At 66.9% G+C, this 24,472-nt stretch carries 25 protein-coding genes and 4 pseudogenes; 17 read left to right on the top strand and 12 right to left on the bottom strand.

The window, feature by feature from the left end; genetic code table 11:
• Window positions 1-20 precede the first annotated feature (20 nt).
• From HYG77_RS33815 to HYG77_RS33790, 6 genes are all read left to right on the top strand, one after another.
• Window positions 21-1,601 carry an ABC transporter substrate-binding protein gene (locus tag HYG77_RS33815; RefSeq protein ID WP_208963964.1) on the top strand — a complete coding sequence of 527 codons (1,581 nt, stop codon included), beginning with the start codon at window positions 21-23 and terminating at the stop codon, window positions 1,599-1,601.
• A complete protein-coding gene (locus HYG77_RS33810; protein WP_208963963.1) occupies window positions 1,598-2,548 on the top strand; it encodes an ABC transporter permease in 951 nt (316 codons plus the stop codon). The genes HYG77_RS33815 and HYG77_RS33810 overlap by 4 nt, the downstream gene beginning before the upstream one ends.
• Window positions 2,545-3,390 carry an ABC transporter permease subunit gene (locus HYG77_RS33805; protein WP_208963962.1) on the top strand — a complete coding sequence of 282 codons (846 nt, stop codon included), beginning with the start codon at window positions 2,545-2,547 and terminating at the stop codon, window positions 3,388-3,390. Before HYG77_RS33810 ends, HYG77_RS33805 begins: the two co-directional genes overlap by 4 nt.
• Window positions 3,387-4,874: an ATP-binding cassette domain-containing protein gene (locus tag HYG77_RS33800; protein ID WP_208963961.1), complete on the top strand. Its 1,488-nt coding sequence runs from the start codon at window positions 3,387-3,389 to the stop codon at window positions 4,872-4,874. The genes HYG77_RS33805 and HYG77_RS33800 overlap by 4 nt, the downstream gene beginning before the upstream one ends.
• Before the next feature lie 11 nt (window positions 4,875-4,885).
• The gene (locus HYG77_RS33795) at window positions 4,886-5,272 is read left to right on the top strand and encodes a hypothetical protein (protein ID WP_208963960.1); all 387 of its coding nucleotides are present in this window, start codon (window positions 4,886-4,888) and stop codon (window positions 5,270-5,272) included.
• Between the two features lie 82 nt (window positions 5,273-5,354).
• A complete protein-coding gene (locus HYG77_RS33790; RefSeq protein WP_208964261.1) occupies window positions 5,355-5,633 on the top strand; it encodes a DUF1490 family protein in 279 nt (92 codons plus the stop codon).
• Window positions 5,634-5,958: 325 nt separating this feature from the next.
• On the opposite strand, the gene HYG77_RS33785 is transcribed toward HYG77_RS33790, so the two are convergent.
• The 4 genes and pseudogenes from HYG77_RS33785 to HYG77_RS33770 all read right to left on the bottom strand — a co-directional run bounded on the left by HYG77_RS33785 (window position 5,959) and on the right by HYG77_RS33770 (window position 10,251).
• Window positions 5,959-6,222, bottom strand: a complete 264-nt coding sequence (locus HYG77_RS33785) for a hypothetical protein (RefSeq protein ID WP_208963959.1) — start codon at window positions 6,220-6,222, stop codon at window positions 5,959-5,961.
• 771 nt (window positions 6,223-6,993) lie between these two features.
• Window positions 6,994-8,060 (bottom strand): annotated as a pseudogene (locus HYG77_RS33780) (potassium channel family protein).
• Between the two features lie 156 nt (window positions 8,061-8,216).
• Entirely contained in the window at window positions 8,217-8,882 is a 666-nt protein-coding gene (locus HYG77_RS33775; protein WP_244461477.1) for a TrkA family potassium uptake protein, read from the bottom strand.
• Window positions 8,875-10,251 carry a potassium transporter TrkG gene (locus HYG77_RS33770; RefSeq protein WP_208963958.1) on the bottom strand — a complete coding sequence of 459 codons (1,377 nt, stop codon included), beginning with the start codon at window positions 10,249-10,251 and terminating at the stop codon, window positions 8,875-8,877. Before HYG77_RS33770 ends, HYG77_RS33775 begins: the two co-directional genes overlap by 8 nt.
• Between HYG77_RS33770 and HYG77_RS33765 the strand changes: the two genes are divergently transcribed.
• Window positions 10,238-10,477 (top strand): hypothetical protein, encoded by a 240-nt coding sequence (locus tag HYG77_RS33765; RefSeq protein ID WP_208963957.1) that lies wholly within the window; start codon window positions 10,238-10,240, stop codon window positions 10,475-10,477. The genes HYG77_RS33770 and HYG77_RS33765 overlap by 14 nt on opposite strands.
• A 271-nt stretch (window positions 10,478-10,748) precedes the next feature.
• Here HYG77_RS33765 and HYG77_RS33760 read toward each other — a convergent pair whose 3' ends face one another.
• Window positions 10,749-10,943: a hypothetical protein gene (locus HYG77_RS33760; RefSeq protein WP_208963956.1), complete on the bottom strand. Its 195-nt coding sequence runs from the start codon at window positions 10,941-10,943 to the stop codon at window positions 10,749-10,751.
• Between the two features lie 336 nt (window positions 10,944-11,279).
• Here HYG77_RS33760 and HYG77_RS33755 point away from each other — a divergent pair, with 336 nt between their 5' ends.
• The 3 genes from HYG77_RS33755 to HYG77_RS33745 all read left to right on the top strand — a co-directional run bounded on the left by HYG77_RS33755 (window position 11,280) and on the right by HYG77_RS33745 (window position 13,605).
• Window positions 11,280-11,744 carry a hypothetical protein gene (locus HYG77_RS33755; protein WP_208963955.1) on the top strand — a complete coding sequence of 155 codons (465 nt, stop codon included), beginning with the start codon at window positions 11,280-11,282 and terminating at the stop codon, window positions 11,742-11,744.
• A gap of 652 nt (window positions 11,745-12,396) precedes the next feature.
• Window positions 12,397-12,570 carry a hypothetical protein gene (locus tag HYG77_RS33750; RefSeq protein ID WP_208963954.1) on the top strand — a complete coding sequence of 58 codons (174 nt, stop codon included), beginning with the start codon at window positions 12,397-12,399 and terminating at the stop codon, window positions 12,568-12,570.
• 810 nt (window positions 12,571-13,380) lie between these two features.
• A complete protein-coding gene (locus HYG77_RS33745) occupies window positions 13,381-13,605 on the top strand; it encodes a hypothetical protein (RefSeq protein ID WP_244461476.1) in 225 nt (74 codons plus the stop codon).
• A gap of 332 nt (window positions 13,606-13,937) precedes the next feature.
• On the opposite strand, the gene HYG77_RS33740 is transcribed toward HYG77_RS33745, so the two are convergent.
• Together HYG77_RS33740 and HYG77_RS33735 are read right to left on the bottom strand one after the other, a co-directional pair.
• The gene (locus HYG77_RS33740) at window positions 13,938-14,909 is read right to left on the bottom strand and encodes a hypothetical protein (RefSeq protein WP_208964303.1); all 972 of its coding nucleotides are present in this window, start codon (window positions 14,907-14,909) and stop codon (window positions 13,938-13,940) included.
• 148 nt (window positions 14,910-15,057) lie between these two features.
• A complete protein-coding gene (locus tag HYG77_RS33735; RefSeq protein WP_208964302.1) occupies window positions 15,058-15,339 on the bottom strand; it encodes a hypothetical protein in 282 nt (93 codons plus the stop codon).
• Between HYG77_RS33735 and HYG77_RS33730 the strand changes: the two genes are divergently transcribed.
• The 3 genes and pseudogenes from HYG77_RS33730 to HYG77_RS33720 all read left to right on the top strand — a co-directional run bounded on the left by HYG77_RS33730 (window position 15,327) and on the right by HYG77_RS33720 (window position 16,441).
• Window positions 15,327-15,518 carry a glutaredoxin domain-containing protein gene (locus tag HYG77_RS33730; RefSeq protein ID WP_208964259.1) on the top strand — a complete coding sequence of 64 codons (192 nt, stop codon included), beginning with the start codon at window positions 15,327-15,329 and terminating at the stop codon, window positions 15,516-15,518. The genes HYG77_RS33735 and HYG77_RS33730 overlap by 13 nt on opposite strands.
• A gap of 29 nt (window positions 15,519-15,547) precedes the next feature.
• Window positions 15,548-15,778: pseudogene (locus HYG77_RS33725) on the top strand (hypothetical protein); the annotation flags it as partial.
• A 321-nt stretch (window positions 15,779-16,099) separates the two neighbouring features.
• Window positions 16,100-16,441, top strand: coding sequence for an Lsr2 family protein (locus tag HYG77_RS33720; protein WP_208964258.1), 342 nt, complete (start codon window positions 16,100-16,102; stop codon window positions 16,439-16,441).
• A gap of 447 nt (window positions 16,442-16,888) precedes the next feature.
• Here the strand turns inward: HYG77_RS33720 and mihF are convergent, their stop codons facing one another.
• Complete coding sequence (gene mihF, locus HYG77_RS33715) at window positions 16,889-17,200, bottom strand: integration host factor, actinobacterial type (RefSeq protein WP_208963953.1); 312 nt, start codon at window positions 17,198-17,200, stop codon at window positions 16,889-16,891.
• Window positions 17,201-17,376: 176 nt separating this feature from the next.
• Between mihF and HYG77_RS33710 the strand changes: the two genes are divergently transcribed.
• From HYG77_RS33710 to HYG77_RS33700, 4 genes are all read left to right on the top strand, one after another.
• Complete coding sequence (locus HYG77_RS33710) at window positions 17,377-17,694, top strand: hypothetical protein (RefSeq protein ID WP_208963952.1); 318 nt, start codon at window positions 17,377-17,379, stop codon at window positions 17,692-17,694.
• Entirely contained in the window at window positions 17,694-17,822 is a 129-nt protein-coding gene (locus HYG77_RS40790) for a hypothetical protein (RefSeq protein WP_280123333.1), read from the top strand. Before HYG77_RS33710 ends, HYG77_RS40790 begins: the two co-directional genes overlap by 1 nt.
• Entirely contained in the window at window positions 17,819-18,649 is an 831-nt protein-coding gene (locus HYG77_RS33705) for a CopG family transcriptional regulator (RefSeq protein ID WP_208963951.1), read from the top strand. The genes HYG77_RS40790 and HYG77_RS33705 overlap by 4 nt, the downstream gene beginning before the upstream one ends.
• Window positions 18,650-18,744: 95 nt before the next feature.
• Window positions 18,745-18,948 carry a hypothetical protein gene (locus HYG77_RS33700; protein WP_208963950.1) on the top strand — a complete coding sequence of 68 codons (204 nt, stop codon included), beginning with the start codon at window positions 18,745-18,747 and terminating at the stop codon, window positions 18,946-18,948.
• A 148-nt stretch (window positions 18,949-19,096) separates the two neighbouring features.
• Here HYG77_RS33700 and HYG77_RS33695 read toward each other — a convergent pair.
• The 4 genes and pseudogenes from HYG77_RS33695 to HYG77_RS33680 all read right to left on the bottom strand — a co-directional run.
• Window positions 19,097-19,453, bottom strand: a pseudogene (locus tag HYG77_RS33695) (ferritin-like domain-containing protein); the annotation flags it as partial.
• Window positions 19,414-20,280: an NmrA family NAD(P)-binding protein gene (locus HYG77_RS33690; protein ID WP_208963949.1), complete on the bottom strand. Its 867-nt coding sequence runs from the start codon at window positions 20,278-20,280 to the stop codon at window positions 19,414-19,416. The gene HYG77_RS33690 and the pseudogene HYG77_RS33695, both read right to left, overlap by 40 nt.
• Before the next feature lie 4 nt (window positions 20,281-20,284).
• Window positions 20,285-22,234, bottom strand: coding sequence for a hydantoinase B/oxoprolinase family protein (locus HYG77_RS33685; protein WP_208963948.1), 1,950 nt, complete (start codon window positions 22,232-22,234; stop codon window positions 20,285-20,287).
• A pseudogene (locus HYG77_RS33680) lies at window positions 22,231-24,334 on the bottom strand (hydantoinase/oxoprolinase family protein). The gene HYG77_RS33685 and the pseudogene HYG77_RS33680 overlap by 4 nt, the downstream one beginning before the upstream one ends.
• Window positions 24,335-24,472 lie beyond the last annotated feature (138 nt).

Raw genomic sequence — 24,472 nt, 5'->3', positions numbered from 1 at the left:
CTGTTCAAGGAGAAACCCCGATGAATCCGGTCCCCCGATCGCCCCTATCCCCGCGCCCTCGCCTGAGTCGGCGCTCGTTCCTCGGCCTCGGCGCCGCCGCCACCGGCGCCGTGCTGCTCGGGGCGTGCGGCACGGGCGGTGACACCGCGCCCGCGGTGACAGCGGCGCCCCGCGACGGTGGCCGGTTGCGGGCGGTGTTCGCCGGCGGCGGCGCACAGGAGGTGCTGGATCCGCACAAAACCAACCTGTATGCCGACGTCGCCCGCGCGAACGCACTCTACGACAAGCTCGTCGAATACGGCGACGACCTCAGCCCGGTCCCCAGGCTGGCCACCACCTGGCGACCGAACGGCGACGCCACCGTGTGGACGGTGGAGTTGCGCCCGGCGGTGTTCCACGACGGGCGCCCCGTGCGGGCCGCGGACGTGCTGTACTCCTACCAGCGGATGCTGGACCCGAAGAACGCGCTGCGCCCGCGGGCCTCACTCGAGGTGATCGACATCGGTCGCTCCCGGGCCGTCGACGAGCGCACCATCGAATTCGTGTGCGCCCGCCCGTGCGGGGACCTGGCCAACGTCCTCGCCGCGTTCGGCGCCTACATCATCCCCGAGGGCACCACCGACTTCACCCGCCCGGTCGGCTCCGGGCCTTTCACCTTCACCTCGTTCGAGCCGGGCCGATCCTTCGTCGCCGCCCGGTTCGGTGACTATTGGGACGGTGCCCCTCATGTGCAGGAACTGGAAATCCTCACCGCCCCGGACGAGACCGCGCGGATCAACGCCCTGCTCGGCGGGCAGGTGGAGTACGCCGACGACCTCGGGGTGACCTCGGCCCGCACCTACGCCACCGATACCCGGCTGCAGATTCTGCGGTCCCCGCGCAGTGCGATGTCCGGGTTCGCGATGAAGGTGGACCGGCCGCCCTTCGACAACCTGGATCTGCGGCGGGCGATGTTCGCCCTGGTCGACCGGGACGAGTTGGTGTCCACCGTGCTCGGCAGCACGGGGGTGGTGGGCAACGACCTGTTCGGGCGGGACGCCAAGTACTACGCCACCGATCTGCCCCAGCGCAGCCTGGACCTCGATGAGGCGAAGGCGCTGATCCGCAAGGCCGGCGCCCTGAACACCACCATCGAACTGCAGACCACCGGTGCCACCAACGGGTTCGTCGAGGCCGCCAACATCCTCGCCGAACAGGCCGGACGTGCCGGACTGACGATCGACGTGAAAGTCGGTGAGGGTTCCACGTATTGGACGCGGACCCTCGACGAGGGTGTGTTGTCGAGTTTCCGGTCCGGGGCCATGCCCATCGAAACCCATCTGGCGCAGCGGATGCTGTCGACGTCACCGAAGAACTACACCCAGTGGCGCCGTCCCGGCTTCGACGCGCTGTTCGCCACCGGGAGTGAAACCACCGACGAGAACATTAGGGTCGACGCGTACCGGCAGATGCAATCGCAACTCCACAGCGAGGGTGGCCTGCTGGTGTGGGGGTTCTCCGACGGTCTGCACGGTCTGGCACCGAATCTGGCCGGGATGGCCCAGAATGCTCCCACCAACACCCGCGGGTACGCCCGATTCGACAAGGCCTGGCTGGAGTGATCCTCGCCCGCTACGCCGGCACCCGGCTCGCGGTGGGGCTGGCCCAGGTGCTGGGGGTCCTCGTCGTCGTCTTCACCATCGCCGCCGCGCTGCCCGGCGATGCGGCGGTGGTCATCGCCGGTGACGACGCCGACCCCAAGCGGATCGCGCAGCTGCGCGAGCTCCTCGGCCTGGACCGGCCGCTGCCGGTGCAATTCGGTCACTGGCTGACCGGGCTACTTCACGGCGACCTGGGGAACTCGGCGGTCTCCGGGCGGCCCGTCGCCGACATGCTGGGGGTGGCGCTGGCGCCGACACTGACGCTCGCCGCGCTGGCGTTCGTGGTGCTCGTGCCGTTGGCGCTTCTCCTCGGGGTCGCGGCCGCGGTGCGCCGCGACCGACCGGTCGACCGGACCATCACCGCCCTGGCCGTAGCCCTGTATGCGGCACCGGAATTCGCGATGGCGATCGTGCTGGTCGCGGTGTTCGCGGTCTGGCTGGGATGGTTCGCCCCCACCGCCGTCGGCGCCGGCGGGTCGCTGCTGCTGCAACCCCAGCTATGGGTGCTGCCGGTGCTGTTGTTGGTGATCCGGCCGGTGTGCTCGCTGTCGCGGCTGGTGCGCGCGTCGATGATCAGCACGTTGGATTCGGAGTACATCCGGCACACCCTCCGGCTCGGGATACCGATGCGCCGGGTGATCTGGCGGCACGCCCTGCCCGGCTCCCTGACCCCGGCCACCCAGCACCTTGCACGGGTCACCGACTGGCTACTCGGCGGCGTCGTGGTCGTCGAAGCAGTGTTCGCGCTCGGCGGACTCGGCCAGGTACTGGTCGCTGCGGTCAGCAGCCGCGACCTCCCGTTGTTGATGGGGCTGGTGGCGCTGTTCGCCGTGGTCACGGTGACGGTGAACACGGTCGCGGATATTGTGGCGTACCAGCTCAATCCGGTGGCAGGAGTCGCCGCGTGAGCGCCCCCGCCCGGCCGCAGCGAGCCCGCGGGCCAAAAATTCCGGCGCGGGTGCTCGTCGGTGCAGTCCTGACCGCGGTGCCACTCGCGGTCGCGGTGCTCGGCCCCCTGATCGCCGGGGACGCCGGCCGGGGCCCGGCGTTCACCCAAGGCGAGAAGTGGCTGCTCGGCACCGATTCCGAGGGCCGCGACGTCCTGACACAGGTACTGCTCGGCGGCCGCTCGCTGGTGATGGTGGCCGCAGCCGCGGTAGTGCTGACCTATCTGCTCGCCGTGCCCTGGGCAGTGGCGGCCGCGACCGCCCGCCGCCGGATCGTCGACGAGATGCTGATGCGGCCATTGGATCTGCTGCTGTCGCTGCCGTCGATGATGCTGCTCCTGCTGATCGTCGCGATCACCGACGCCGATCAGGTTGTGCTGGCGTCGGTGGTGGCGGTGCTGCTGTTCCCGGATGCGGCGCGTCTGGTGCGGGCCAGCGCGCTGCACGGTGCGCACACCCCGGCCATGGAAGCGTTGATCCTGCAACGCGAAACCTGGTGGCGCCGCCACCTCGGCTACCTGGGGCGCTCACTGTTGCCGGTCCTCGCCGCGGACGCCGGCCTGCGGTTCGTCGGCGCAATCTATCTCGTCGCCTCCGCCAGCTTCCTCGGGGTGAGCGCGGACTCCGCCGGCACCGACTGGGCCGTGATGATCGACCGCAACCGCGCCGGCCTCGCCCTCGTCCCCTGGGGGGTGATCGTGCCCGCAGTACTGATCATCGCCCTCGCGATGGGCGTGAACCTGCTGTTCGACTCCGGGGCCCGCGCGGCCGCCCGCGAACTGCCGACAAGGAAGCAGCGATGACCGACACTCTCCCGGCGGCCGCGTCCGCTCCTGCCACCACCGCGATCCGGGTGCGCGGGCTCACCGCCCGCACCCTCGGCCGGATCCTCGTCGACGGTATCGACCTCGACATCCCCCAAGGTGTCGTCACCGCCCTCATCGGCGCCTCCGGCAGCGGAAAGACCACCACCGCACTGGCCCTGCTCGGTGAGCACCGGCCCGGCGTCGAGGTGACCACCACAGAGGTGCACGCGGACGGGGTGCGGTTCGGGTACGTGCCCCAACAACCCTCCTCGGTGCTCAACCCGGCACTGCGGATCGGCACCGTACTCGGTGACATCGCCCGCGCCGCCCACCGGCACGGACACCGGGTGAGCGTCCCCGACGCCCTGCAGCGCGCCGGATTCCCAGAGAATCCCGGCATGCTGCGCCGCTACCCCCACCAGCTCTCGGGCGGACAGCAACAACGACTCGTCATCGCGCAAGCCCTGCTGACCGACCCGACGTGCCTGATCCTCGACGAGCCCACCACCGGGCAGGATCCGATCAACCGGGCCGCCATCCTCGACGAAATCCTGCGACTGCGCGGCCAGGGGCTCACGATCGTGCTCGTCACCCACGACCTGGACGCCGTGCACCAGGTGGCCGAGCACGTGATCGTCATGGCCGAGGGGCGGGTAATCGACACCGGCGACACCACCATCGTGCCCGCACCGGCCAAGTCACAGAGCCCCCGGGCGGGCGCCGCGGCGAGGAACCACACCACCCCGGCCGCCCCCCGACTCGAACTGAACGCTGTCACCGCCGGGTATCGCACCACCCCCGTGTTGCACGGCTTTTCGCTGTCGATAGATGCGGGAGAATGCGTGGCGTTGGTCGGCCGGTCGGGATGCGGCAAGTCCACCGCCGCGCGGGTGGCCGCGGGCCTGCACCCACCCACCGCCGGGGGTGTGCTCCTCGGCGGGGTGCCGGTGGCGGGATCGGTGCGGCGGCGTGCCCGCGATCAGGTGGCCGACATCGCGTACGTCTTCCAGGACGCCAAGGCCGCGTTCGACCCGTACCGCAGCGTGTGGGAACAGATCGTGCGCGGGCCGACACGCCTGCGCGGCGCCACCGAACGGCAAGCGGCCGCGGCAGCCCGCCGCGCGCTCGAGCAGGTCGGCCTGCACGAGCAGATCGCACACCAGCGCCCCGGAGCCCTCTCCGGCGGGGAGGCGCAACGCGCCGCCCTCGCCCGTGCCCTGGCAGCGGCACCGACGGTCCTGATCTGCGACGAAATCACCACCGGCCTCGACCCGATCTCCCAGCGCCGGGTGCTCGACGTTCTGGCGGATCTCACCCGCAGCCGACACCTGGCTCTGCTGGTGATCAGTCACGACGCGGACGTGGTGGATTCGATCGCCGACCGGGTCGTCGACCTGCACAGCGGCACCACGACTCCGGACGCCTCCGGGTCGTCGAGCGCTGGGAACCCCGATACCGTATTCGATAATCATTGCCATTAAGGAGAGCTGCGATGGGTGCCAATGATCACTCGCCGGACGCGGGCGGACCGACGGTGGGGTTGTGTGCCGGAATGCGCTGTGCCGCTTTGTGGTGTCGGCACGAGACGGACACTCCCGGCGACGTGTTCGACGCGGACGGGCCCTCGCGAATCCGGGAGGTGGTCAGGACCACGCGGGGTGCAGTGCTGGTGCGGCTACCGTGCGTGGGATCGTGCAGCGCCGGACCCGTCGTCGCGGTCGGGTACCGGGCCGCGGACTGTGCCGGACCGGTCGCCGCGTTCTGGGTCGGCTGCGCCGACACCCCGCAGACCTACTCCGCCCTGGTGGAGTGGGTGGCCGCCGGTGATTGGTCACACGGTCCGGCGCAGGCGCCCCCATCGTTGCGCCGATCCTCGTAGGGTGAGCAGGAGGACACTCCCGTGCGTCCTACCAACTGGACTACCTGGCATGAGCCCGCGGCCAAGTCGCGAAAGGTGTGAGCTGATGTTGCAAGCGCTGGTGGTGAAAGCCGCGTCGACTGTGGTGACCGGCGCGGTCGGGGTGGCCGCCTATGAGGGAGTAAAGAAAATCGCCCGACGTACCCCGGTCCGACAGGCCGCGGTGACGGTGACGGCCTGGGGCTTACGTGGAGTCCGCAAGGCCGAAGAGGGCGCCAAATCCGCTCGCCTCGCGGTCTCGGACGTCGTGGCCGAAGCCAAAGAACACATCGGCGAAGAGGCCTCACTGCCCACGGAACCCGGACATGGTCACACCCACTGACCGGCACCTCCGGATGCCCGATCGTGACAGGCGCCCGCCCGCTGACCGACGCCGAGACGCCGGATGACGAGCGGGTGCTCTCCCACGCGGCCGGCCGCCTCCGCCTACGGGTGGAGTAGCTGAAATCGAGCCCAGGACGCGCGGTCGCGATCGAGGACGCAGTCACCAAGATCTCCGGGACACCGTTGGACCGAGGACAGCGGCGTAGCCGGCCGCGGCCTCGAGCGGACCGGGCTGCGTGCGGTAGAGCTCGAGGACGCCGACGCGTGATCCGCGGGGACGTTCTACGGCTCGGACCGATGCAGAATCGGCTGTCCCCGGTCGGTTACTTCGAGGACAGCCACAGTCTGAAAGCTTCGGTCGTTGCCGCCTGCAGAGTCGTCCCCCGGGTAGCTACTTCGATCTTCACCTGCCGCAGCAACTCCGGGTCCACGCGGGCAGAGAACTGCGGGAATTTCGTCGCGCCCACGGACGGTGCGGCGAACTCGGCTGTAGTCCTCGGTATGAGCGAACTGTTATCACCATTGGGCGCCGCGGTCTGCACCGCGGTCTCGGATGCTCTCATGAAGTGCTCGTTGGACATCTTCATCTCCTTGACGAACCGATGAGGTAACTGTCGGCGAGATCGGGCGGCCTCGGCGCCGTCCGTTCCAGGAAGGGGCTTTAGAGGCGCAGGTGCGGGTTACGCGGAGTATCGGAAATTCTGTTGCCGACAGCGACGACCGACCGGAACCGAAGCCCTACGGGCAGAAAGATAGCAGACGTGAAGGCAATATAAGTTGTTACCAAGAAAACAACGGGATTCGGGATGTGTAGCGTCCCGTCCATCAAAGGGATATTGCGGCCCCGATAAGGGTTTGGACCCAGTTATCATACCGCTGGTATGAAATGCCGTCCAAGGCGGTTAGGTAACAAACTATCAATCTACTCACTGGACGTCCAACCAGTAAGTGAAACCAGGTTGAACGGGCGAACAGAACACGAAACTTACTGTACGTCCGACCAATTCGCAGAAGTGCATTACCAGGGCATGATGAAGCCAGCCTTTTCCCCTCTCGGATTCATCGCTCTCTGTCCTTGCAGAAAGCGATCCTTTGCAGGGCAAGGGCGTCGGCCCATCTCAGCGAATTCCCGTGGAGCGCACACGCGAACTTTCGGCGACAATTATCCAATTAACCGACACGCCGTCCCGATCGTTGACACATACCGGGGGTTTGCGAAGTATTCCTTTCGTATACCGCTCCACGGGAGGGAAATTCGTGACATTGGCGGATGCGGCACGCCGGTGCTTGGACTACCGATCGGTCAGTCGTCGGACACTGCATGCAGAGGTATCTGCTTATGAGGCATTCGTGGTCGCTCAGTCGTTCACATGCCGGATGTAGAGCAGATTGTCGCCGGCCTCGATTGCCTCCACCTCGGGGGTTCCGCTGCGCAGCAACTGTCCGCCGCGCACCACACCGAGGACGATGTCCGGCAGCTGCCGCGGTGATTCGCCGACCTCGCCGGGGTCGACGGGGCGTTCGGCGATCGCGAAACCGGTCTCCGGGTGAGCAGATCCTCGATGATGTCCACCACGGTCGGGGTGATGGTGGACGCGCCGAGCAGCCGGCCCGCGGTCTCAGAAGAGACGACCACGGTGTCGGCGCCGGACCGGCGCAACAGGTGAACGTTGTCGGCTTCGCGTACCGAGGCAACGATCTTCACGGTGGGTGCGATCTCGCGCGCGGTGAGCGTCACCAACACCGCGGTGTCGTCGCGGCTGGTGGCCACGATGATCGACGACGCGTGCTGCGTGCCTGCCAGCCGGAGGACGTCCGACTGCGTCGCGGACCCGTGCACCGTGACGAATCCCCGCTCGGTGGCGGTTTCGAGGATCGTCGGATCGGTATCGACGATCACGATGTTCGAGGGGTCGGCGCCGTCTCCGAGCATCGCGTCGACGGCGGCGCGGCCCTTGGTGCCGTAGCCGACGACGACGGTGTGATGGCGGGTGCTGCGCCGCCACCGCTGAATCTTGAAGCTCTGCCGGGAGTTCTCGGTCAGCGCCGCGAGGGTGGTGCCGACCAGCACGATGAGGAAGAAGATTCGCAGCGGGGTGACGATCAGGACGTTGACCAGCCGCGCCTGCGCGGTGATCGGGGTGATGTCGCCGTAGCCGGTGGTCGACAACGACACTGTCGCGTAGTACACGCAATCCAATAACGAGAGCGGGTTCTCCTGCACGTCGCGGTAGCCGTCGCGGTCGAGGTACACGATCAGGACCACCGCAGCCAGGGCGGCGAGTGCGTAGCCGATCCGCCGGGTGATGGCACGCCCGGGACTGCCGTGTAGCTGCGGTACCCGCAGGATCCCCACCAGCGCGAAATCGGGGCGTTCGGTGAGCACGTCGGATCGACGCAGCCGTGCGTGCAAACTGCCGGGCATCGCTCGATCACCCCGTTCTCGTCGCTGGTCTCCGGGCGGAGCCTACGCGCCGACAGCTGCCGGGACTCGCTCACCGGACTATCGGGGGCGCCACCGCAACATCCTCCGCCCCGGTTCCTGGGTCAGACCGCGGATCGGGCGAGAAGCGGCACGAGGTCACGTCAGTTCGCTGAAGCGTTCGGTGTCCCGCACCTGACCGGAGACGATGATGGTGTCACCGGGTTCGATGACCGTCTCCGCGGTGGCATAGGTGAAACCCTCGCCGGGACGTTTGATCGCCACCACCGTGACCCCGTAGGTGGAGCGGACGGTGGTTTCGCCGAGGCGCTTCCCGATGACGGTGGCGGGTGGGGTGGTTTTGACCATGGCGAAGCCGTCGTCGAATTCGATGTAGTCCATCATCCGGCCCCGCACCAGGTGCGCTACCCGCTTGCCCATGTCGTGTTCGGGGCGGACGACGTGCTGCACACCGATCTGGTGGAGGATCTTGGCGTGGGCGTTGCTGATCGCCTTTGCCCACACGTTCGGCACCGCCAGGTTGATTAGCGCCGACGCGGTGAGCAGGCTGGCCTCGAGGTCGGAGCCGATCCCGACCACGGCCCGGTCGTAGTCGTGTACTGACAGTTGGCGGAGCGATTCCTCGTCGGTGGTGTCGGCGACTGCGGCGTGGGTGAGGCGGTGCGAGATCTTCTGCACCACCGCCTCGCTGGAGTCGATGCCGAGCACTTCGGTGCCCTGCTCCATCAGTTCGAGGGCGAGGGACTTGCCGAATCGGCCCAATCCGAGCACCACGACGACGTCGGAGGACGGTTTCCTAGCCAATGAAGGGCCTTTCTTCGGGGAGTTCGTAGCGGCGGTCGCGTTGGCGGGCGGCGAGCGCGCTGACGAGGGTGATGGAGCCGATCCGGCCGAGGTACATCAATCCGATCAGAATGAGTTGGCCCCAGACGGGCAGTTGCGCTGTGATGCCGGTGGACAGCCCTACGGTCGCGAACGCGGAGACCACCTCGAACAGCAGCACGTTGAGGTCGAAGGCGGTACCGGCGAGCAGCACAATGGTCGGAAGCATGACCAGCGCGACGCCGATCAGCGCGACCGACAGGGCCTGGCGCTGCGCCCGCGGTGCGATCCGTCGGTCGAAGATGGTCACCGATCGATCGCCGCGGACTTCGGCGACGATCGCGAAGAGCAGCAGCGCGAAGGTGGTGACCTTGATGCCGCCGGCGGTGCCGCCGCTGCCACCGCCGATGAACATCAGCACGTCCGTCACCAGCAGGGTCGCCGGATCCATCTGGGCGTAGTCGACGCTGTTGAAGCCTGCGGTGCGCGGCATGATGCCCTGGAACGCGGCGACGAGCAGTTTCGCCCCGAGATCGTGCCCGCGGAGCGTGTGGCCCCACTCGAACAGCAGCACCAGTGCCGGGCCGAGCACCAACAGGATGGCGGTCACCGTGACGGTCAGCTTTGTGTGCAGGCTCCACCGGCGGGAGGTGCCGCGCACGCGCCGGCCGACCTCGAACAGCACCGGGAATCCGATGCCGCCGAGGATCACCGCAGCCAGCAGCGGCACACAGATGAAGGGGTCGTCGGCGAAGCCGATGATGTTGTCGCTGTAGAGCGCGAAGCCTGCGTTGTTGAACGCCGAGATCGCATGGAATATCCCCAACCACACAGCCCGACCGGGTGGTTCGTCGTAGCCGAGGGCGAACCGGGCCGCCAGGCACACGGCGGTGACCGTTTCGATGAGGATGCTGATCCGGATCACCCCGACGACCACGCTCCGTACGTCCCCGAGACCGGACGCGCGAACCTCGGCGGCTGCGTTGAGCCGGGCCCGCAGCCCGATCCGGTTGGCGAGCATGAGCCCGACCACCGAGGCCATCGTCATGATCCCGAAGCCACCGACCTGGATCAGCCCGAGGATGACCCCCTGCCCGAACCCCGACCAGTGGGTGGGGGTGTCGACCACGACCAGCCCGGTCAGGCACATCGCCGACGTCGCCGTGAACAGGGCATCCACGAACCCGGTCTCCGCTCCCGGTTGGCTCGCCGCCGGAAGCAGGAGCAGCCCGGTTCCGAGCGCGATCGCGGCCGCGAAGCCCAGGGCAACCACCCGGACCGGGGTCAGGGTCGCTCGTGCCGCTGCCCGCCGCAGCGGGGTGTTCGGCGACGCGCCGGTGCGAGAAGTCACGAACAGCAGGGTAGACCCGGACGTCGCCGTCCTGGCGTTCGTGTCCAAGGCTCCCGATGCACCCCGCGGAAGGATGGTCGTCGTGATGGAAACCGGCAGTGCCAGCCTGGACGAGGTGTGTGATAGTTGGGGAACTGCGATTTCTTCGACACCCTCCGACGAAGGGGCAGCCGCAGCCGTCAAAGACGCCAACAAAGCGGGCTGCGACATAGCGATCGTCGAGTAGTTTCGATGGTCGAACCAGAAACTCGATGGTTGTCACGCTCACCCCTGTGAAGGGTGTACGTGGCTTCGGTTTACGAGAGGTCCTCCTCCCGGAAAGCGGCCCATGACAGTGGGCGGGGAGAAAGACTCGAGAAGCAGAGATCCGGCCGAGAATGTGAACGCATTCCAGGGCGAACCCCTGTCTGAGGAAAGTCGCGACAACACCAGCGCAGCCGTAGACGTTCCTGCCGTACTCGCGCGCCCGCCCGACGGGCCGAGCTCCGGGCCTGCCGTCATACGGACTCCATCTCGGTCCTTCCTGCACCCAACCCGCCTGGTGCTGACCCCGTATCCCGGTCGGGGTGTCCGGTCAGGTGTGTGGTGTCTAGGTCGATGTTCTCCTGGACCGGGTCGAGTCCGATCTGGAGCCACCCGGCCGTCACCGTGAGAGTGCTCGAGTCGAGTTTGTGATCCAGTAGCGCGGACATGTGCGGTACTGGATTGCCGAGCAGGTACGGGGCGACCTGGTGACGGGGAGGTACGGGTCCGCCTCACACTCGAGATACCCGGCACGCACCCGCACGCACAGGTAAGAAAAGCTTCCGGAGAAGTCGTCGGGGTTGGTCAGCGGGCGGGTTTCGTGGTGCGCGAGTTCGGCACACAGGCTGTTGGCCTATCTGGCACGTGTGCCCGACGCTATTTGGCAACAGCAACGGATCGGTCAACGTGGTCGGTTATTCCTCCATCCTCCTCGCGTCGCTCCGCGATGCGGCGCTTGCACGACGTGGTGGCACCCCACGAGCTGTCGGAGGACTATCGGGGTCATGGGCAGACACCGGTGGCCGGCGCAGCCACCACCGACCACCGGCGGCAGACGGGTGCACGGCCCCAAGGTTCTCGCCGACCTGCACTGTGTGCGTCTTCAGCTCTCGGAAATCATCGCCTACCCCTCCGGGATGCAGATACGCTTGGCGCTGACCGCCACCGAGATCTGCGCCGAGATCGCCCGCCACGAAACCCGCGCCCTGACCAACCGCGACGACTTCTCCGCCCAGTGGTCATATCTGACCGTGACCATCGGAGTCGACGACCTCTCCGGTGAGGCAGACCCGTACTACCCGCTGACCACGAACACCGGGGTGGGGAAAGGCATGGAATACCGCACCGTGCCCCGGTACTGGATTAACACCCTCCCCACCTCCGGAACCATCACGCTGATCGCCGGATGGCCACAGATCGGGCTCGAACCCGTCACTACCACCGCCGAGGTCGGAGAGCTCGCCGAATAGTCGCCAACGCCTGAGTGGGAAACGGCCTGCCGGGACAGAGCAGTCTGTCCAGTGGGTTTCGGGTCCGTCCGGGTCCGTGCACAGCCGAGTGTGGGAATCTCGCCACTACCCGCCCTGTCGCGTCATGGTCGATGACATGCGACGGCCTTCATCTGCTCCAACGACCGCCGGCCGCAACGGTGCCGAGGCGAACTGCTCTGTGTAGGCCACAACGGTCTAGACATTTTTTAATTATCTGTCGTCCAGGACGGCTGACCAAATGATCGAGTGTCCAAATGGGAATTGGTCGATCGTTCGAATCGATAAACCCGAAAGATATCCGCGCCGTGAAACGATTCGGGATTTTCGGCGATATGCAAGTAAGCGCGGATCAACGGATCCCGTGGAAATGTAACAAGGGTAAGTAGTGACTTCTGATGGGCTCTGCAGGTATTGACTTCAGTGTCGCATTCGACGCTTTCCTGAAGTGGTTGAGCGTCACCTTCGGCGGTGGCATCGGCATCGGCTGACCGCTCGGGGCCTAGTTCCAGGACGGCAGCAGCTCGACTCGCCAGCACAGGGGGCGCCGGGTGACTCATCCGGCGTCAGGAAACTGGTGGGTGACCTGCTCGGTTTCTTCCGCGGTCGGGGCGGCGGGGGCACAGCTGCCTAGTTGCCATTCGGTGTTGGCAACGCCTGGCCCACACAGGTGGCCGGTGGCCAGCGCCCTCTCGATGCGGCACCGGACAGCGCTTTCATGGGCCGGGTCGACGGCGAACACGACCCGGATCCGGACCTCCACGCCTTCACGCGTGTGCGGTGCGGTGCCGGCGAGCAGGGCCGCTGACGGCCCTCATGAGTGCATAATGCGGACGTCACCGCGGCCCCGGGGGCACCGATATCAGCCTCCGAAGTCATGAACAGAACAGCTTGGTGCGCGAACACGCTCCGCATACCTCACAGTGTCCTCCCGGGACGTATTCCTGTCAGGACGATCGGCGCCGAAACCCTCGGTCAGAAATCGCATCCCGGCGGCGCGTGAGCGTAAATTCGGCCGTTGCGATTGGCCGCGGTCCGCGCGTATATTGGAACTCGCGGATCGAGAGAGTAATCGGTAACGATGAAAGACTCGAGAAGCAGAGATCCGGCCGAGAATGTGTACGCATTCCCGGCCGAACCCCTGTCTGAGGGAAGTCCCCACAACACCAGCGCACCCGCCGACGTCGTACTGCCGTCCCGCGCCCGCGCCCGCGCCCGCGCCCGCCGACGGGGCTTCGGGATTCGTGTCTATGTTGATATTCTCCTGGACCGGTTCGAGTCCTTGTGCCTGCCCCGGGGAACTCGCGTGTGGACTACCTGGCTGCAGCAACCTGTTCTCGCACCGGCGGCGAGGGTCGTCTTCACTGCGTTCGAGCCGGACCTGGATACCCGCGCGGGGATGATCGCCGCCGATCTCCGGTTCGGGTGGCCCCAGATGCTCGCCCGCGCGACCCTGCGGGATGACCAAAGGCGAAGTGGACGGACTGTGTCCAGCGTGGCCGGTGATGAGGGAACGGCCGCTCCGTGATCAGCGAGTTCCGGGGCGCCGTAGTCGATGCGCTGCTGTCTGGGTCATCCCTGGCCGGGCGGGCGCGAGGCTCGATCGCAGCGGGCGCGGATGGCCGAAATCGCGGCGACGCTAGATCGCTTCCAGTGGTTGGTCCTCGAGGAACTGGCCGAGGCACGCCGGGCGTTCCAGCACCGAGACCGCCAACGGGGGAATGCAGAGGTCACGGCGTTCCTTGCGGCCCACGAGCGCGCCAGGATGGTCGGTATCCCTGACGAGCGGGCGGTGTACCGCTTGGTTGATCGGATGGCCCAGGCGCGCGACAGACAGGCCTGATGTGGGGCCCAGCGAGTGTGCTGGCTGCGCTAGGAATCGGCCGGGACGAGGTACTTCACTTGGACGCTGAACGGGTAGGTGCCTGGGTTATGGATAGGGTTTGACCGTTGACCACTACCTCTGAGCTGACTGACTGGGCCCATGCCGAAGAACCCTGGGGGGCTGAACGCTCTGTTTATTTATTGGGGTAGGTCCGCGACACCGGAAAGTTCGTAGTGCGGCGTCGGGATACGCACCAATCGGTGTACAAGACGAATCCCGAGCGGGTCTGGAGTTGGACAACTTTCTCTGCGCGAAGCGCGGCAACGCCGACGATTCGTGGTCTGACATACTCACGCCGCGACCTTCGAGACCTCGCTCGCCGGAGACACTTCCTCGACGAGACGCAGCGCACCTCCGATGGCGCCAGCGAATGCGCCGAGTAGGACAAGCAGGGTCAGCGCCGCATTGCCCGGATCTTGGCGGGACGCGCCCCACGCCTCGGCGTCCACAGCGAGGGTCGTCAACGTGTCTTTGAGCGCACTGGTGAACGTCACGGAGGTGCCCAACCAGATGAGCGTCAGCCCGGAGATCGTGAGTCGCTTCCCCCTGAGTAGACCGACCACGGCTGCGGCACCTGCGACAGCGGACAGGGCCCCCGCTACGAGGAACACCCTTTGAGCGGTCGTCAGATCGGAGAACATCCCACCACCCCATACCGCCCAACTCAGCTGTTGAAGGGCGAAGATCGTCGCGGCGACGACGAAGACAGCCCCCAGGAGATTCTGCAGGGGACGGGTCTTTCCGGCGCCGTCGCGCATGCGGCCACCGTCGGCTACGACCGCCCAGCGGTCGCGCGCGTAGAGAACGAAACCGGCCAACAGTAGGACGGACTGCAGCGCGAAGCCTCCGTACACCAAACCGAATACCCATCCGGCCATTTCGTCGTTGCCGCTGTATGCGTTTCCGCCACCGGTCACCGCTTGGATCACACCGCCCAGCACCGAACCGACTGCAACGGGGACGAGCAGACCGGTCGCAACCCAGACGGGGAAAGCGATTGCGAAGGCAGGGATCTTTCTTCCCCACGAGGCGACCAGTCCGATCGCGATCACGATCGCGACCAGTTCCATACCGGAGGTAGCGAGATTGGCGACCCGGGTGGTGTCGGCGAAACCGGCATCCTCGACGCCGATCGTCCAACCCATGATCCATGCGACTTTCAGCAGAAGATACGGCAGGCATGCCACCACGGTTGCGATGCATATCCCGCCCCGAAGCACGGATACATCATCAGGGCCCGAAGGGTGCACGATCAGGTTCATGACAAACCTTCCGGTCGAATTCGAGTACGCATAAGCGGAATTCAGCAAGATGTCCGAGCCGCTTTTCCCAGTCAATCACCCGCATGCCGTAAGCAACATCGGGGAAGACCCGGAACTCGAACCCTGAGAAGACGTGGCCGGAGTGAGCTCACAGGCCGGGAACGTTCATACGACGGTCAAGCGCTGCAACAGCTTCGGGTACGTACATCGCCCTACGCCGCTGCGGATGCGGCAACAAGATCGATCCGGACCCACCCGCCGTCGCTGCCGACACGATCGAGGGGGAACCCGCGGACATCGCGGTGCGTCGCAGTATGTCGAGGCGCTCGTCGTCGGTCAGATCCGGAGCGACACTTCGCAACAGCACCGCGGCGTCGACAGGAATATCGTTCGCCATCGACGGATCCAGCGGATCGAATCCGTAGGTCATCCGCGCACGGTCTCGATAAAGAGGGGATCGAGTACTCCGTGATCGATCTGGAGGGCGACCCTCGCGCTGTGAACGCTCTTCGGGCGCTCGGCTACAGCCAGGCCCCGGTCGTCATTGCCGGTGACCAGCATTGGGGCGGTTTCCGTCCGGACCGCATCAAAGCACTCGCGGCTGTCTGAGTCCCACCCACCGACCCGGCCCGCCGAACATGGCATCACGAAAGGACCGCTCAATGACCGCCGCCCTCGCGCTCGTCCCGGATGACACCGCCGTCGACACCGACCAGATTCAGGTCGGCGACATCGACACCAACACGCATACCGATGTCGAGGCCCTCTGCCTGTGCGCTCTCTTGTGGGCGCCAAGCGAGGCTGCGGCCCGGGCTGTCGCCGCCCTCGAGGCCGGAGATTTCGAACGACCCATCCATCGCGAACTGTTCACCGTTATCGCCCGACTCGTGCGCGCCGGAAAACCCCACGACTCCACGCTGGTCGCCGCCGGCAGAGGCCAGCAGTCGGCAGCCGTCGTACTTGTTTTCCGCAGCCCACGACCCACTCGATTCACCCTCGGGCGGTGCGCCCAGGGGCGCCAACATCGGAGCAATCAGCCCCCGGTCGGCACCGCTCATCCGCTGATTGTCCGCCCCGACGAGCCGTTATCCATGGTGATTGTCTTCCTGCGCGACAATGAAGCCGGTAGCTTTCGTCGCCGGGGCAGTAGTGTCCTGCCTGGCTGTTCCGAAAGCAGAAGGAGTCCACAGGTGGCGCGGAAAATGGTCGTGGAGCTGGTCGACGACCTCGACGGCACTGTCATCGAGGCCGGCAAGGGCGAGCACATCACCTTCTCAGTGAACGGTGTCGACTACGAGATCGACCTCAAGACGAAGAACGCCCGCGAATTCCTCAAGACGATGGACTTCTACATCGAACATGCCACCAAGGTCGGCGGCCAGAAGCGTCGCCCGACCGCCAAGGCCGGCTCGGCGCGGTCCCGGTCGCGGGCCCGGGAGGTGCGGGAGTGGGCGGCCGCGAACGGCTACGAAGTGTCCGCACGAGGCCGGATCCCCGCCGAGATCCAGGAAGCGTTCGACGCAGCACACTGACCCCATCTCGACACGAGGCGGCCGCGCCGGCTCACTGGAGAACCGGGCGCGGCCTGAACACGCCCGATACTCCGGAATACCGGGCACGCCTGATCCACGCCTTACCCCAGTCGGTCCCGGTCGACGCGCCGCATCGACGTGAGGGCTCGGGCAATGTGAATCGACGGAGCTGACGCAGGGCGGCAAAGCCAGGTCCCGACCTGGCGCTTCGAGTGCCTCTGACGTGGGAAGCCGCCGGCACCTCGTGGTGTCAGCGGCTTCGTTACCTGCTCGGGCACGCTACGCACTGTAGGTCTGACCCGGTCAGGGTGACGGTGCCCACCAGTGCGCCTCTCGGCAAGTGGTCGCTCGAAGCGACGATTCTGATGTGGTACCCGGGGCATTGGATCGAACACCGTCGCGTCCTTCAACGGCACCGATGGCGCCGATATTCCAGCCTTTGCCGGGTCAGGCGGTGATGTCGAGGAGTGCTTGACGCTGGTTGGTGCCCAGCCCACCGATTCGACGGGTGTCAGCGATCGCCAGCTCTTCGAGGATTTGCGTTGCCCGCACCTTCCCGACGCCAGGCAGGGCCTTGACCAGGGCCGATACCTTGGTCTTCTTGACGATTTCGTCCGTCTCCGCCTTCGCGAGGACGCCCGCGACCGTGAGGTCACCGGCCTTCACCGCGGACAGCAGTTCGGTCCGTGCTTTCCGCGCTACTGCGGCCTTCTCCAGTGCCTCTGCACGCTGCTCGGGGGTCATGACGGGCAATGCCATATACGGGTCTCCTCGTTGCTCTCACCGCCCAGGACAGGGGCGGGTTGGGGGTTTATTTATCGTTCCAGGTAGAACGCCAGCGCGGCGTGGAAACGAACGGCGACGCCAGCGGCCTGCGCTTCCCTCGCCGACCGCTGGCGGCGGCGACCATCACGATAGCAGCTAGGATCGAAAGTGTGTTCGAACGATGGGAGTCGGTCTACGACCCGAAGCCGTGGCGGGTCGTCGACCCACCCCAGCGGGTCATCGTCGACGTCTCGGCCGCCATCGCTCACGACGGCGGACGATCCGCGAACGACCTGCCCCTTCGAGTGCGAGCCGAGGGGCTCGACCTGGATGTTCGAGTCCGCGGACAGCTCCAGGCTTGGGGGCGTACCTCCCGGGGCGAATGGCTGGCGGCATGTACGTTCGCCATTCCCACCGGTAACAAGCGGGGGAGTCTCGAAATCACCCAGTGGTGTCCCGCATCGGCGATCACAGCCGAGTGCGAGTGATGGAACGGCTGGCCGATGCCGGGGCACACTCATGCGCACCGGCGGACGGGAAGGACGAGAAGGACGAGAAGGACGACAAGGACGACAAGGAGGAGAAGGACGAGAAGGACGGGAAGATGGAGGGATGACGGAGTCGAGGCCCGGGCGGATCCCGGTGGGCGATCCCATCGCGCTGCGCTTCGACCCAGAGACCAAACACCGACTCGACGAGATGGCCGAGGGCATCGGCCCCCGCCGGTTCGGGGCGCTGATCCGCGTCGCCTGCCAACGACTGATCACCCAGCCCAAAGCCGTCCGCAACCGTCTCGAGGAAGCGCGGCGACTCTCGGCAGTCCGGCGGGCGATCCCGCTGGTCATGCTCACGCTCAAACTGGAACCGGACACCGCACAGAAGTTCACGGCGCTGGCCGCCGAGCACGACATCACGGTCAGCGCACTCATGCGGATTGCCCTGCACCGATTCCTGGAAACCCCCGGCCGCTACAAACATCCGATGCTCCGCGAGGCGGAGCGGACCGGACTGTCCGACAAGGTCGAAGTGATGGTCAACCCATCGGCCAAGCAACAAATCTGGCGCCTCGCCGGCCGGCACGGGGACAAGCTCAGCACCGCTCTTCTTCGGGTTGCTCTTCGGCGCCTACTCGACACGCCGGGTGATCTCACCGCAGACCTGGAGAACATCGCACCGTTGCGCGATCTTCGGCCCGAAATCTTCTCCGCCAGGGTAAATGTGCACTTCGACGCCCCGCTGCGGGACAAGCTCGACGCGCTGGCCGCACAAGTTGGGTCCGATCGTGCCGAGTTGATGCGTCTGGCCGCGGAGCGTTTGCTCGAGGCCCCCGGAATGATCGAACAGGCGGTGAACCGCGAGATCTTCCGCAGCGAAAAGAACCGGGCGTATCTCATGGCCCGCCACGCCCGTCGCCAGGCGCGACGCCGCACGCAGCCCGACTGATCAACCGCACACCCTTTACGCTCCACACGAACTGATCGCCGCAGCAGGTGCGGCGGCTCGACCATGGAACCACAACGAGTAGTGGAGGTCAGCACATGGCAGGTATCGCCTCGAAGTTCGACAAGGCCTACGAAACCCGTCCGATCGAGGAACTCGCCCCGGCCCCGGTCGCCGCTCGAGGGGGGAGTGAGTCCGACGCCGAACACCGGAAGGCGGCGTTCAACATCAAGACCGTCGCGGACCTGGGTACCAACAAGTTCTTCCTCTGGGCGCAGGCAGTCGCGAAACTCGCCGAATAGGCATGTGCCAGGTCGGGCCGGCAACCGTCCCGCTCGGGCCTGGTTGCAGAGGAATACCCCCGCAGACCCCTCAAGGCTGCGGGGGTATTCGCATGGAACGGGTGTGGGACCGCGGATGCTGACGGCCCCGGCACCCGCTGCGTCCGGGTCAGCTGATCCCGGCGACTTCCCTGGCGATCGCGGCCAGCCGGGTCTGCGCGGCGGAGACGACTCCGTGCCGGTTGTTGTTCGCTTCCTCGTAGGCGACGATCGCGCGGATGTCGGCGGGATCGGTGAGTTCCTTCACCGCGGCGACAGCTTGGGAGAAGTTGAGCTCGTCGAAGTCCTCGATCGGCAAGTCGTCCGATTCGGGGACACGGGTGGCGGTGCCGGTGCGGACCGAACGCAGGGCGTCGGCGACACCTTCCGCGCCTTGCTGGCGGGTGACCCTTTCGGCGGTCTCGAGTGCGGCGTCGCGGCTCGCGGTCAGGGTTTTGACCGCGACGTCCCCGGCGTGCGCGCCCCGGCTGGGCAGTTCCCCCTAGGGAGGGTGGTGGGCGGACGCCCGAGCAGCGACTCGAACATTGCGCTGCCCGCGAGGAATCCGTACCGGTCGTAGAACTCGAACATCGCCGACAGTCGCGCGCGACCATCGTCCGTCAGGTCCCGCCCGTGCCGCGAGATCCACTCGTTGACGGACACCTGCTTCACCGACACCGGGCCACCCGCCCGGGCGCACAGGTCCCGCACGCTGAGGGCCTCCGGGCCGCCGAGTTCGTAGGTGGCGCCGTGGTGGATGTCGGGGCCCTCCATCAGCACTCGGGCGGCCACCTCGGCGACGTCCGCGAGTGCGACGAACGAGAACGCCGCGTCGGGACTGTAGGGCAGTTCGACGGTCGTCGCCGTGCCCGCCAGCACCGCCCCGAAATTCTCGGCGTAGGCGCAGGGCTGCAGGACGGTCCACCGAAGCCCACCGAATGTCCGGAGTTCGTCCTCACACCGCGCCTTGTCGACGTGGTGGGGCATGAGCGGGGTGTACGGCCAGGCCACGGAGTGGTAGACGAGGTGCTCGACGCCCACCGACGCTGCGGCGCGCATCGCGTTCCGCAGCAGCGCGGGCTCGTCGGGATGGACGTTAGGGGCGATGAAGTACACGCCCCGGCACCCCGACAGCGCCTCGGCCAGTCCCGCACCCGTTTCGAGGTCGACGGCGAAGTCGGCGGGACGCCGGGCGGTGTGCACCACCCGGCGTACGTCGGCGAGTCCCTCGAGCGCCGTCACGACGGCGGCTCCGGTCTTCCCCGCGGCGCCGATGACAGCGATCTCGGCGGTGCGGGAGAGTGACTCGGTCATCGCATCACCGGTCGATGAAGTCGAACTCGGCGAACTTCGCGCCGCCGGAGAGACGTTCGTAGCCGGGTCCGCGGTCGAAGAAGGGCTCGTCGAGGCCGCGGTCGGCGCGCATCTGCTCGCGCAGCGCGTCGGTGGCGTCGACGTCCGCGACCGGTTCCCCGGTCGACGACGCCAGCACCACGCCGTAGTCGGCGCGTGCGCCCTCCACGGACACCTTGCCCCACAGCACGTCCCGGACGACTTCTTCGATCGGACGGTCGAGCGGGTCACCCCAGCCGCCGCCACCGGTGGTGCGGATGCGCACCACTTCGCCGGCCTTGATCGGTTCGGCGTCGGTCAGCGCGTCGAACTCGCGCTCGTTCGGGCCGCCGGGGTCGAGGACCACCGAGAACGGACGTCCGGCCTTGCCGCCCTTGACTCCCCAGCAGGAAAGGATCGAGCGGTCGGCGATGGACATGAAGTTCGCGTCCTTGAGCATCCGGATGTGCTTTTCGTACCCGAGGCCGCCGCGGTAGCGTCCGGCGCCGCCGGAGTCCTTCGCCAGGCCGAGCTTCTCGACGATGAACGGGAACCGGCTCTCGGTGAACTCGGTCGGCAGGTTCCGTGAGTCGGGCACGACGTGGATGGTGTCCTCACCGTCCGCGTAGTGCCTGCCGCCGGACCCGCCGCCGAGCACCTCCCGCATCAGGTAAGAGTGCCCGTCGAAGTCCTCGCCGTACACCCCCGTGTAGCGGATGGTCTCCTGGTCGGCGGGCATGTTCCCGTCGACGGCCTTCGCGACGACGCCGGCGAGCACGCCGAGCAGCCGCAGGATCACGAACGTCCGGGCGTTGGTGGGCGCCGGGAAGATCGGGGTGATCAGTGTGCCCTTCTCCGGGAACTTCATCTCGATCAACGGCACGACACCCTCGTTGACGTCGAGTTCCGCCATCCGCTCGGGACTGTCGGCGAGGTTGCGCAGGATCGGGGCGAGCCATTTGATGAGGAAGTTGCCGTCGGCGTAGTCACCGCAGTGGTTGATGGGCCCCTTGGCCTGCGGTCCGGTGCCATTGAAATCGAGGATGAGGCGTTCGCCGCCCTCGTCCTCGGGGCCGGTCTTGGTGAGTGTGATCCGCTGGCGGTGCAGCATGGGTTCGTCGACGCCGTCGTGTTCGGCGTAGTCCTCCCACGTGTACTCGCCCTTGGGGATCTTGCTGAGGATTTCCCGGCGGTACGTCTCGGTGGTCGCGTCCATCATGGCGTCGAAGCAGGCCTCGACGGTGTCGCAGCCGTACCGCTCGAACAGTTCAGTGAGGCGACGGGCCCCCATGAGGCAGGCCGAGCACTCGGCGTCGAGGTCGGCGGCCAGCGCGTCGGGCATCCGCGAGTTGCGGGTCATGATGCGCAGTGCGGCCTCGTTGGGCACACCCTGATCCCACAGCTTGATCGGCGGGACCATCAGGCCCTCCTCGTACACCGTGGTCGCGCCGGAGGGCATCGATCCGGGGCAGCAGCCGCCGATGTCGTCGTGGTGGCCGAATGCCTGCACGAACGCGACGACGGACGGTTCCTCCTCGCCCGGCCGGGTGGCGAACACCGGGACGGTGACGCAGAGATCGGGGAGGTGGCCGATGCCGCCTTCGGACAGGTAGACGTCGTTGTGGAAGTAGACGTCGCCGGGCTTCATCGTGTCGAGCGGGAAGTCCCGGGCCACCGGGTGCACCAGCGCCGAATACGAACGGCCCGTGAGCTTCCGGAGGTTGCGGTCGTGGATGCCTGCGCGGAAGTCGTGGGCGTCGCGGATCATGGGGGAGCGGGAGGTCCGCGAGATCGACGTCTCGACCTCCATCTCGACGCTGGCGAGGTAGCCGGCGACAATCTCCACCAGCACCGGGTCGGGCGTCGCGCCGTCGACCGGGGTCAGCCGGTAGGGCTTGACCGCCTGCACTGCAACGGGTTCGGTGGTGACGGTCATCGGTTCGCTCCGTTCGAGTCGGCGATCTTGGTAATGCGGATGTTTCCGAAGGTGTCGATCCGCGCCCGGAAACCGGGGTGCACGGGGATGGTGGAGCTGAATTCCTCGATCACCGCCGGACCTTCGAGGACGTCACCCGCGCCGAGCCGGGCCCGGTCGTAGACCTGGGTGGTGACCCACTCGTCGAAGTACGCCGGACGGGTCCCGGTCACGGCGGACTCCGCTCCGGTCCCCGCCGCGATCTCGTTCAGCGTCGGGCGCTTGATCGGGCCGATGCCGCTGACGCGCAGGTTGACCCACTCGACGTGCTGGTGCGGGTCGCCGCGGAAGTCGTAGCCGTACAGTTCCTTGTGTGCCTGGTGGAACCGGTCCGCGGCGTCGTCCATCAACTCCTGCGTGACGGGACCTTCACTGACGGGCACCCGCACCTCGAATGCCTGGCCGAGGTAGCGCAGGTCCGCCGAGCGCGCGTACTTGCGTTCCGCCTCGCCGAAGCCCTCGTCGGCGAGTGCGCGTTCCGCCTCGGCGGCGAGCGCGTCCAGCCCCGACTGCAGTTCCTCGATCTTCAACCGGTCGTGCCTGCAGACGTGGGTCTGCACGTAGTCGTTGCGAACGTCGACGGTGAGCAGCCCGAATGCCGACACGTTGCCCGGGTTCAGCGGGACGAGGACGTCCTTGAGACCGAGGATGTCGACCAGCCGGCAGGCGAGCAGCGAACCGGATCCGCCGAACGTCACGAGGGTGAAGTCGCGGACGTCGAGGCCCCGCTTGACGGTGATCTGCCGCAGCGCGTTGGCCTGGTTCCACGCCGACACCTCGAGGATGCCGGTGGCGCACGCCTCGAAGTCGAGCTTCAACTGGTGGGCGAGCTGCTCGACGCCCTTGCGGGCCAGTTCGGTGTCGAGGGGGATCTCGCCGCCGAGCAGGTGGGGTGGGATACGGCCGAGCAGCACGTGTGCGTCGGTGATCGTCGGCTCGCTGCCGCCCTTGCCGTAGCAGAGCGGGCCGGGGTCGGCGCCCGCCGACTGCGGTCCGACACGGAGCGTGCCCTCGGGGGTCTGCCAGGCGATGGAGCCGCCTCCGGCGCCGACGGTGACGACGTCGATCATCGGGATCTTCGACGGGTACGCCCCTACCCGACCCTCGGTGGTGAGCGCGGGCTCACCGCGGACCACGACGGTGACGTCGGTCGACGTTCCGCCGCCGTCGCACGTGAGGACCTGTTCGACACCCGCGACACTCGCGATGAGCGCCGCACCGAGTGCGCCCGCCGCCGGGCCGGACAGCACCGTCGTGATCGGCTGGTGCACGACCTCCTTGGCGGAGAGCACACCGCCGTTCGACTTCATCACGTAGAACGGGATGTCACGAGCCTCACCCTCGTCGGAGGAGAACTCGCGCAGCCGGTGCGCGATGTTGTTCACGTAATTGCGGATGTTCGGCTTCACGGCCGCGTCGACGAGCGTGGTGATAGACCGCTCGTATTCGCGGTACTCGCGCAGCACCTGGCTGGAGATGCTCACCGTCGCCTCGGGATATTCCTCGAGGAGGATGTCGCGCACACGGTTCTCGTGGCTCGGGTCGGCGTAGGAATGCATGAGGCACACACCGATGGTGCGGATGCCGCGCTCGGCGAAGAAGCGGAGCCGCTTCGCGGACGTCGTCCTCGACGAGGGGGCGGATTTCGCTGCCGTCGAACGCGAGCCGGCCGCCGATGGTGCGGACGCGGTCGGCGGGGACGATGCGGTCGGGCTTGACCCAGAAGTAGGAGTTGCCGTAGCCGTCGGGAACGGACTGGCGGGCGATCTCGAGAACGTGCTCGTACCCCTCGGTGGTGATGAACCCGAGGTTCTCGACCTTCCCCTCGAGGAGCTTGTTGGTGGCGACGGTGGTGCCGTGGCTGACGGCGCCGATCGCGTCGCCGGTCTCACCGAGCTTGGCGAGCACCTTCTCGATTCCGGTGAGGAATCCCTGCGCCGGGTCGGCAGGCGTCGAGGGTGTCTTGGTGGTGACGACGGCTCCGGACTCCTCGTCCACAGCCACGACGTCGGTGAATGTTCCGCCGGTGTCGATACCGACCCGAATCTTTCTGGATTCCACGATTCCTCCTGGGCTCGTCTCTGTAAGGCAATTGCACCGCTTCGGACGCCCGGTTTCTTTGTCACATATCGCCGAACTCACCGGTCCTCGTTCGGCGTTGCCGCGACCGGAGACCCCCGGACAGACGACAGCACCCCG

Origin of the sequence: Rhodococcus sp. ZPP (assembly GCF_017656075.1) — a bacterium.
GTDB lineage: Bacteria > Actinomycetota > Actinomycetes > Mycobacteriales > Mycobacteriaceae > Rhodococcus_F > Rhodococcus_F oxybenzonivorans.
The sequence above is the reverse complement of the archived record's forward strand: the minus strand, read 5'-3'. Positions and strand labels throughout refer to the sequence as shown.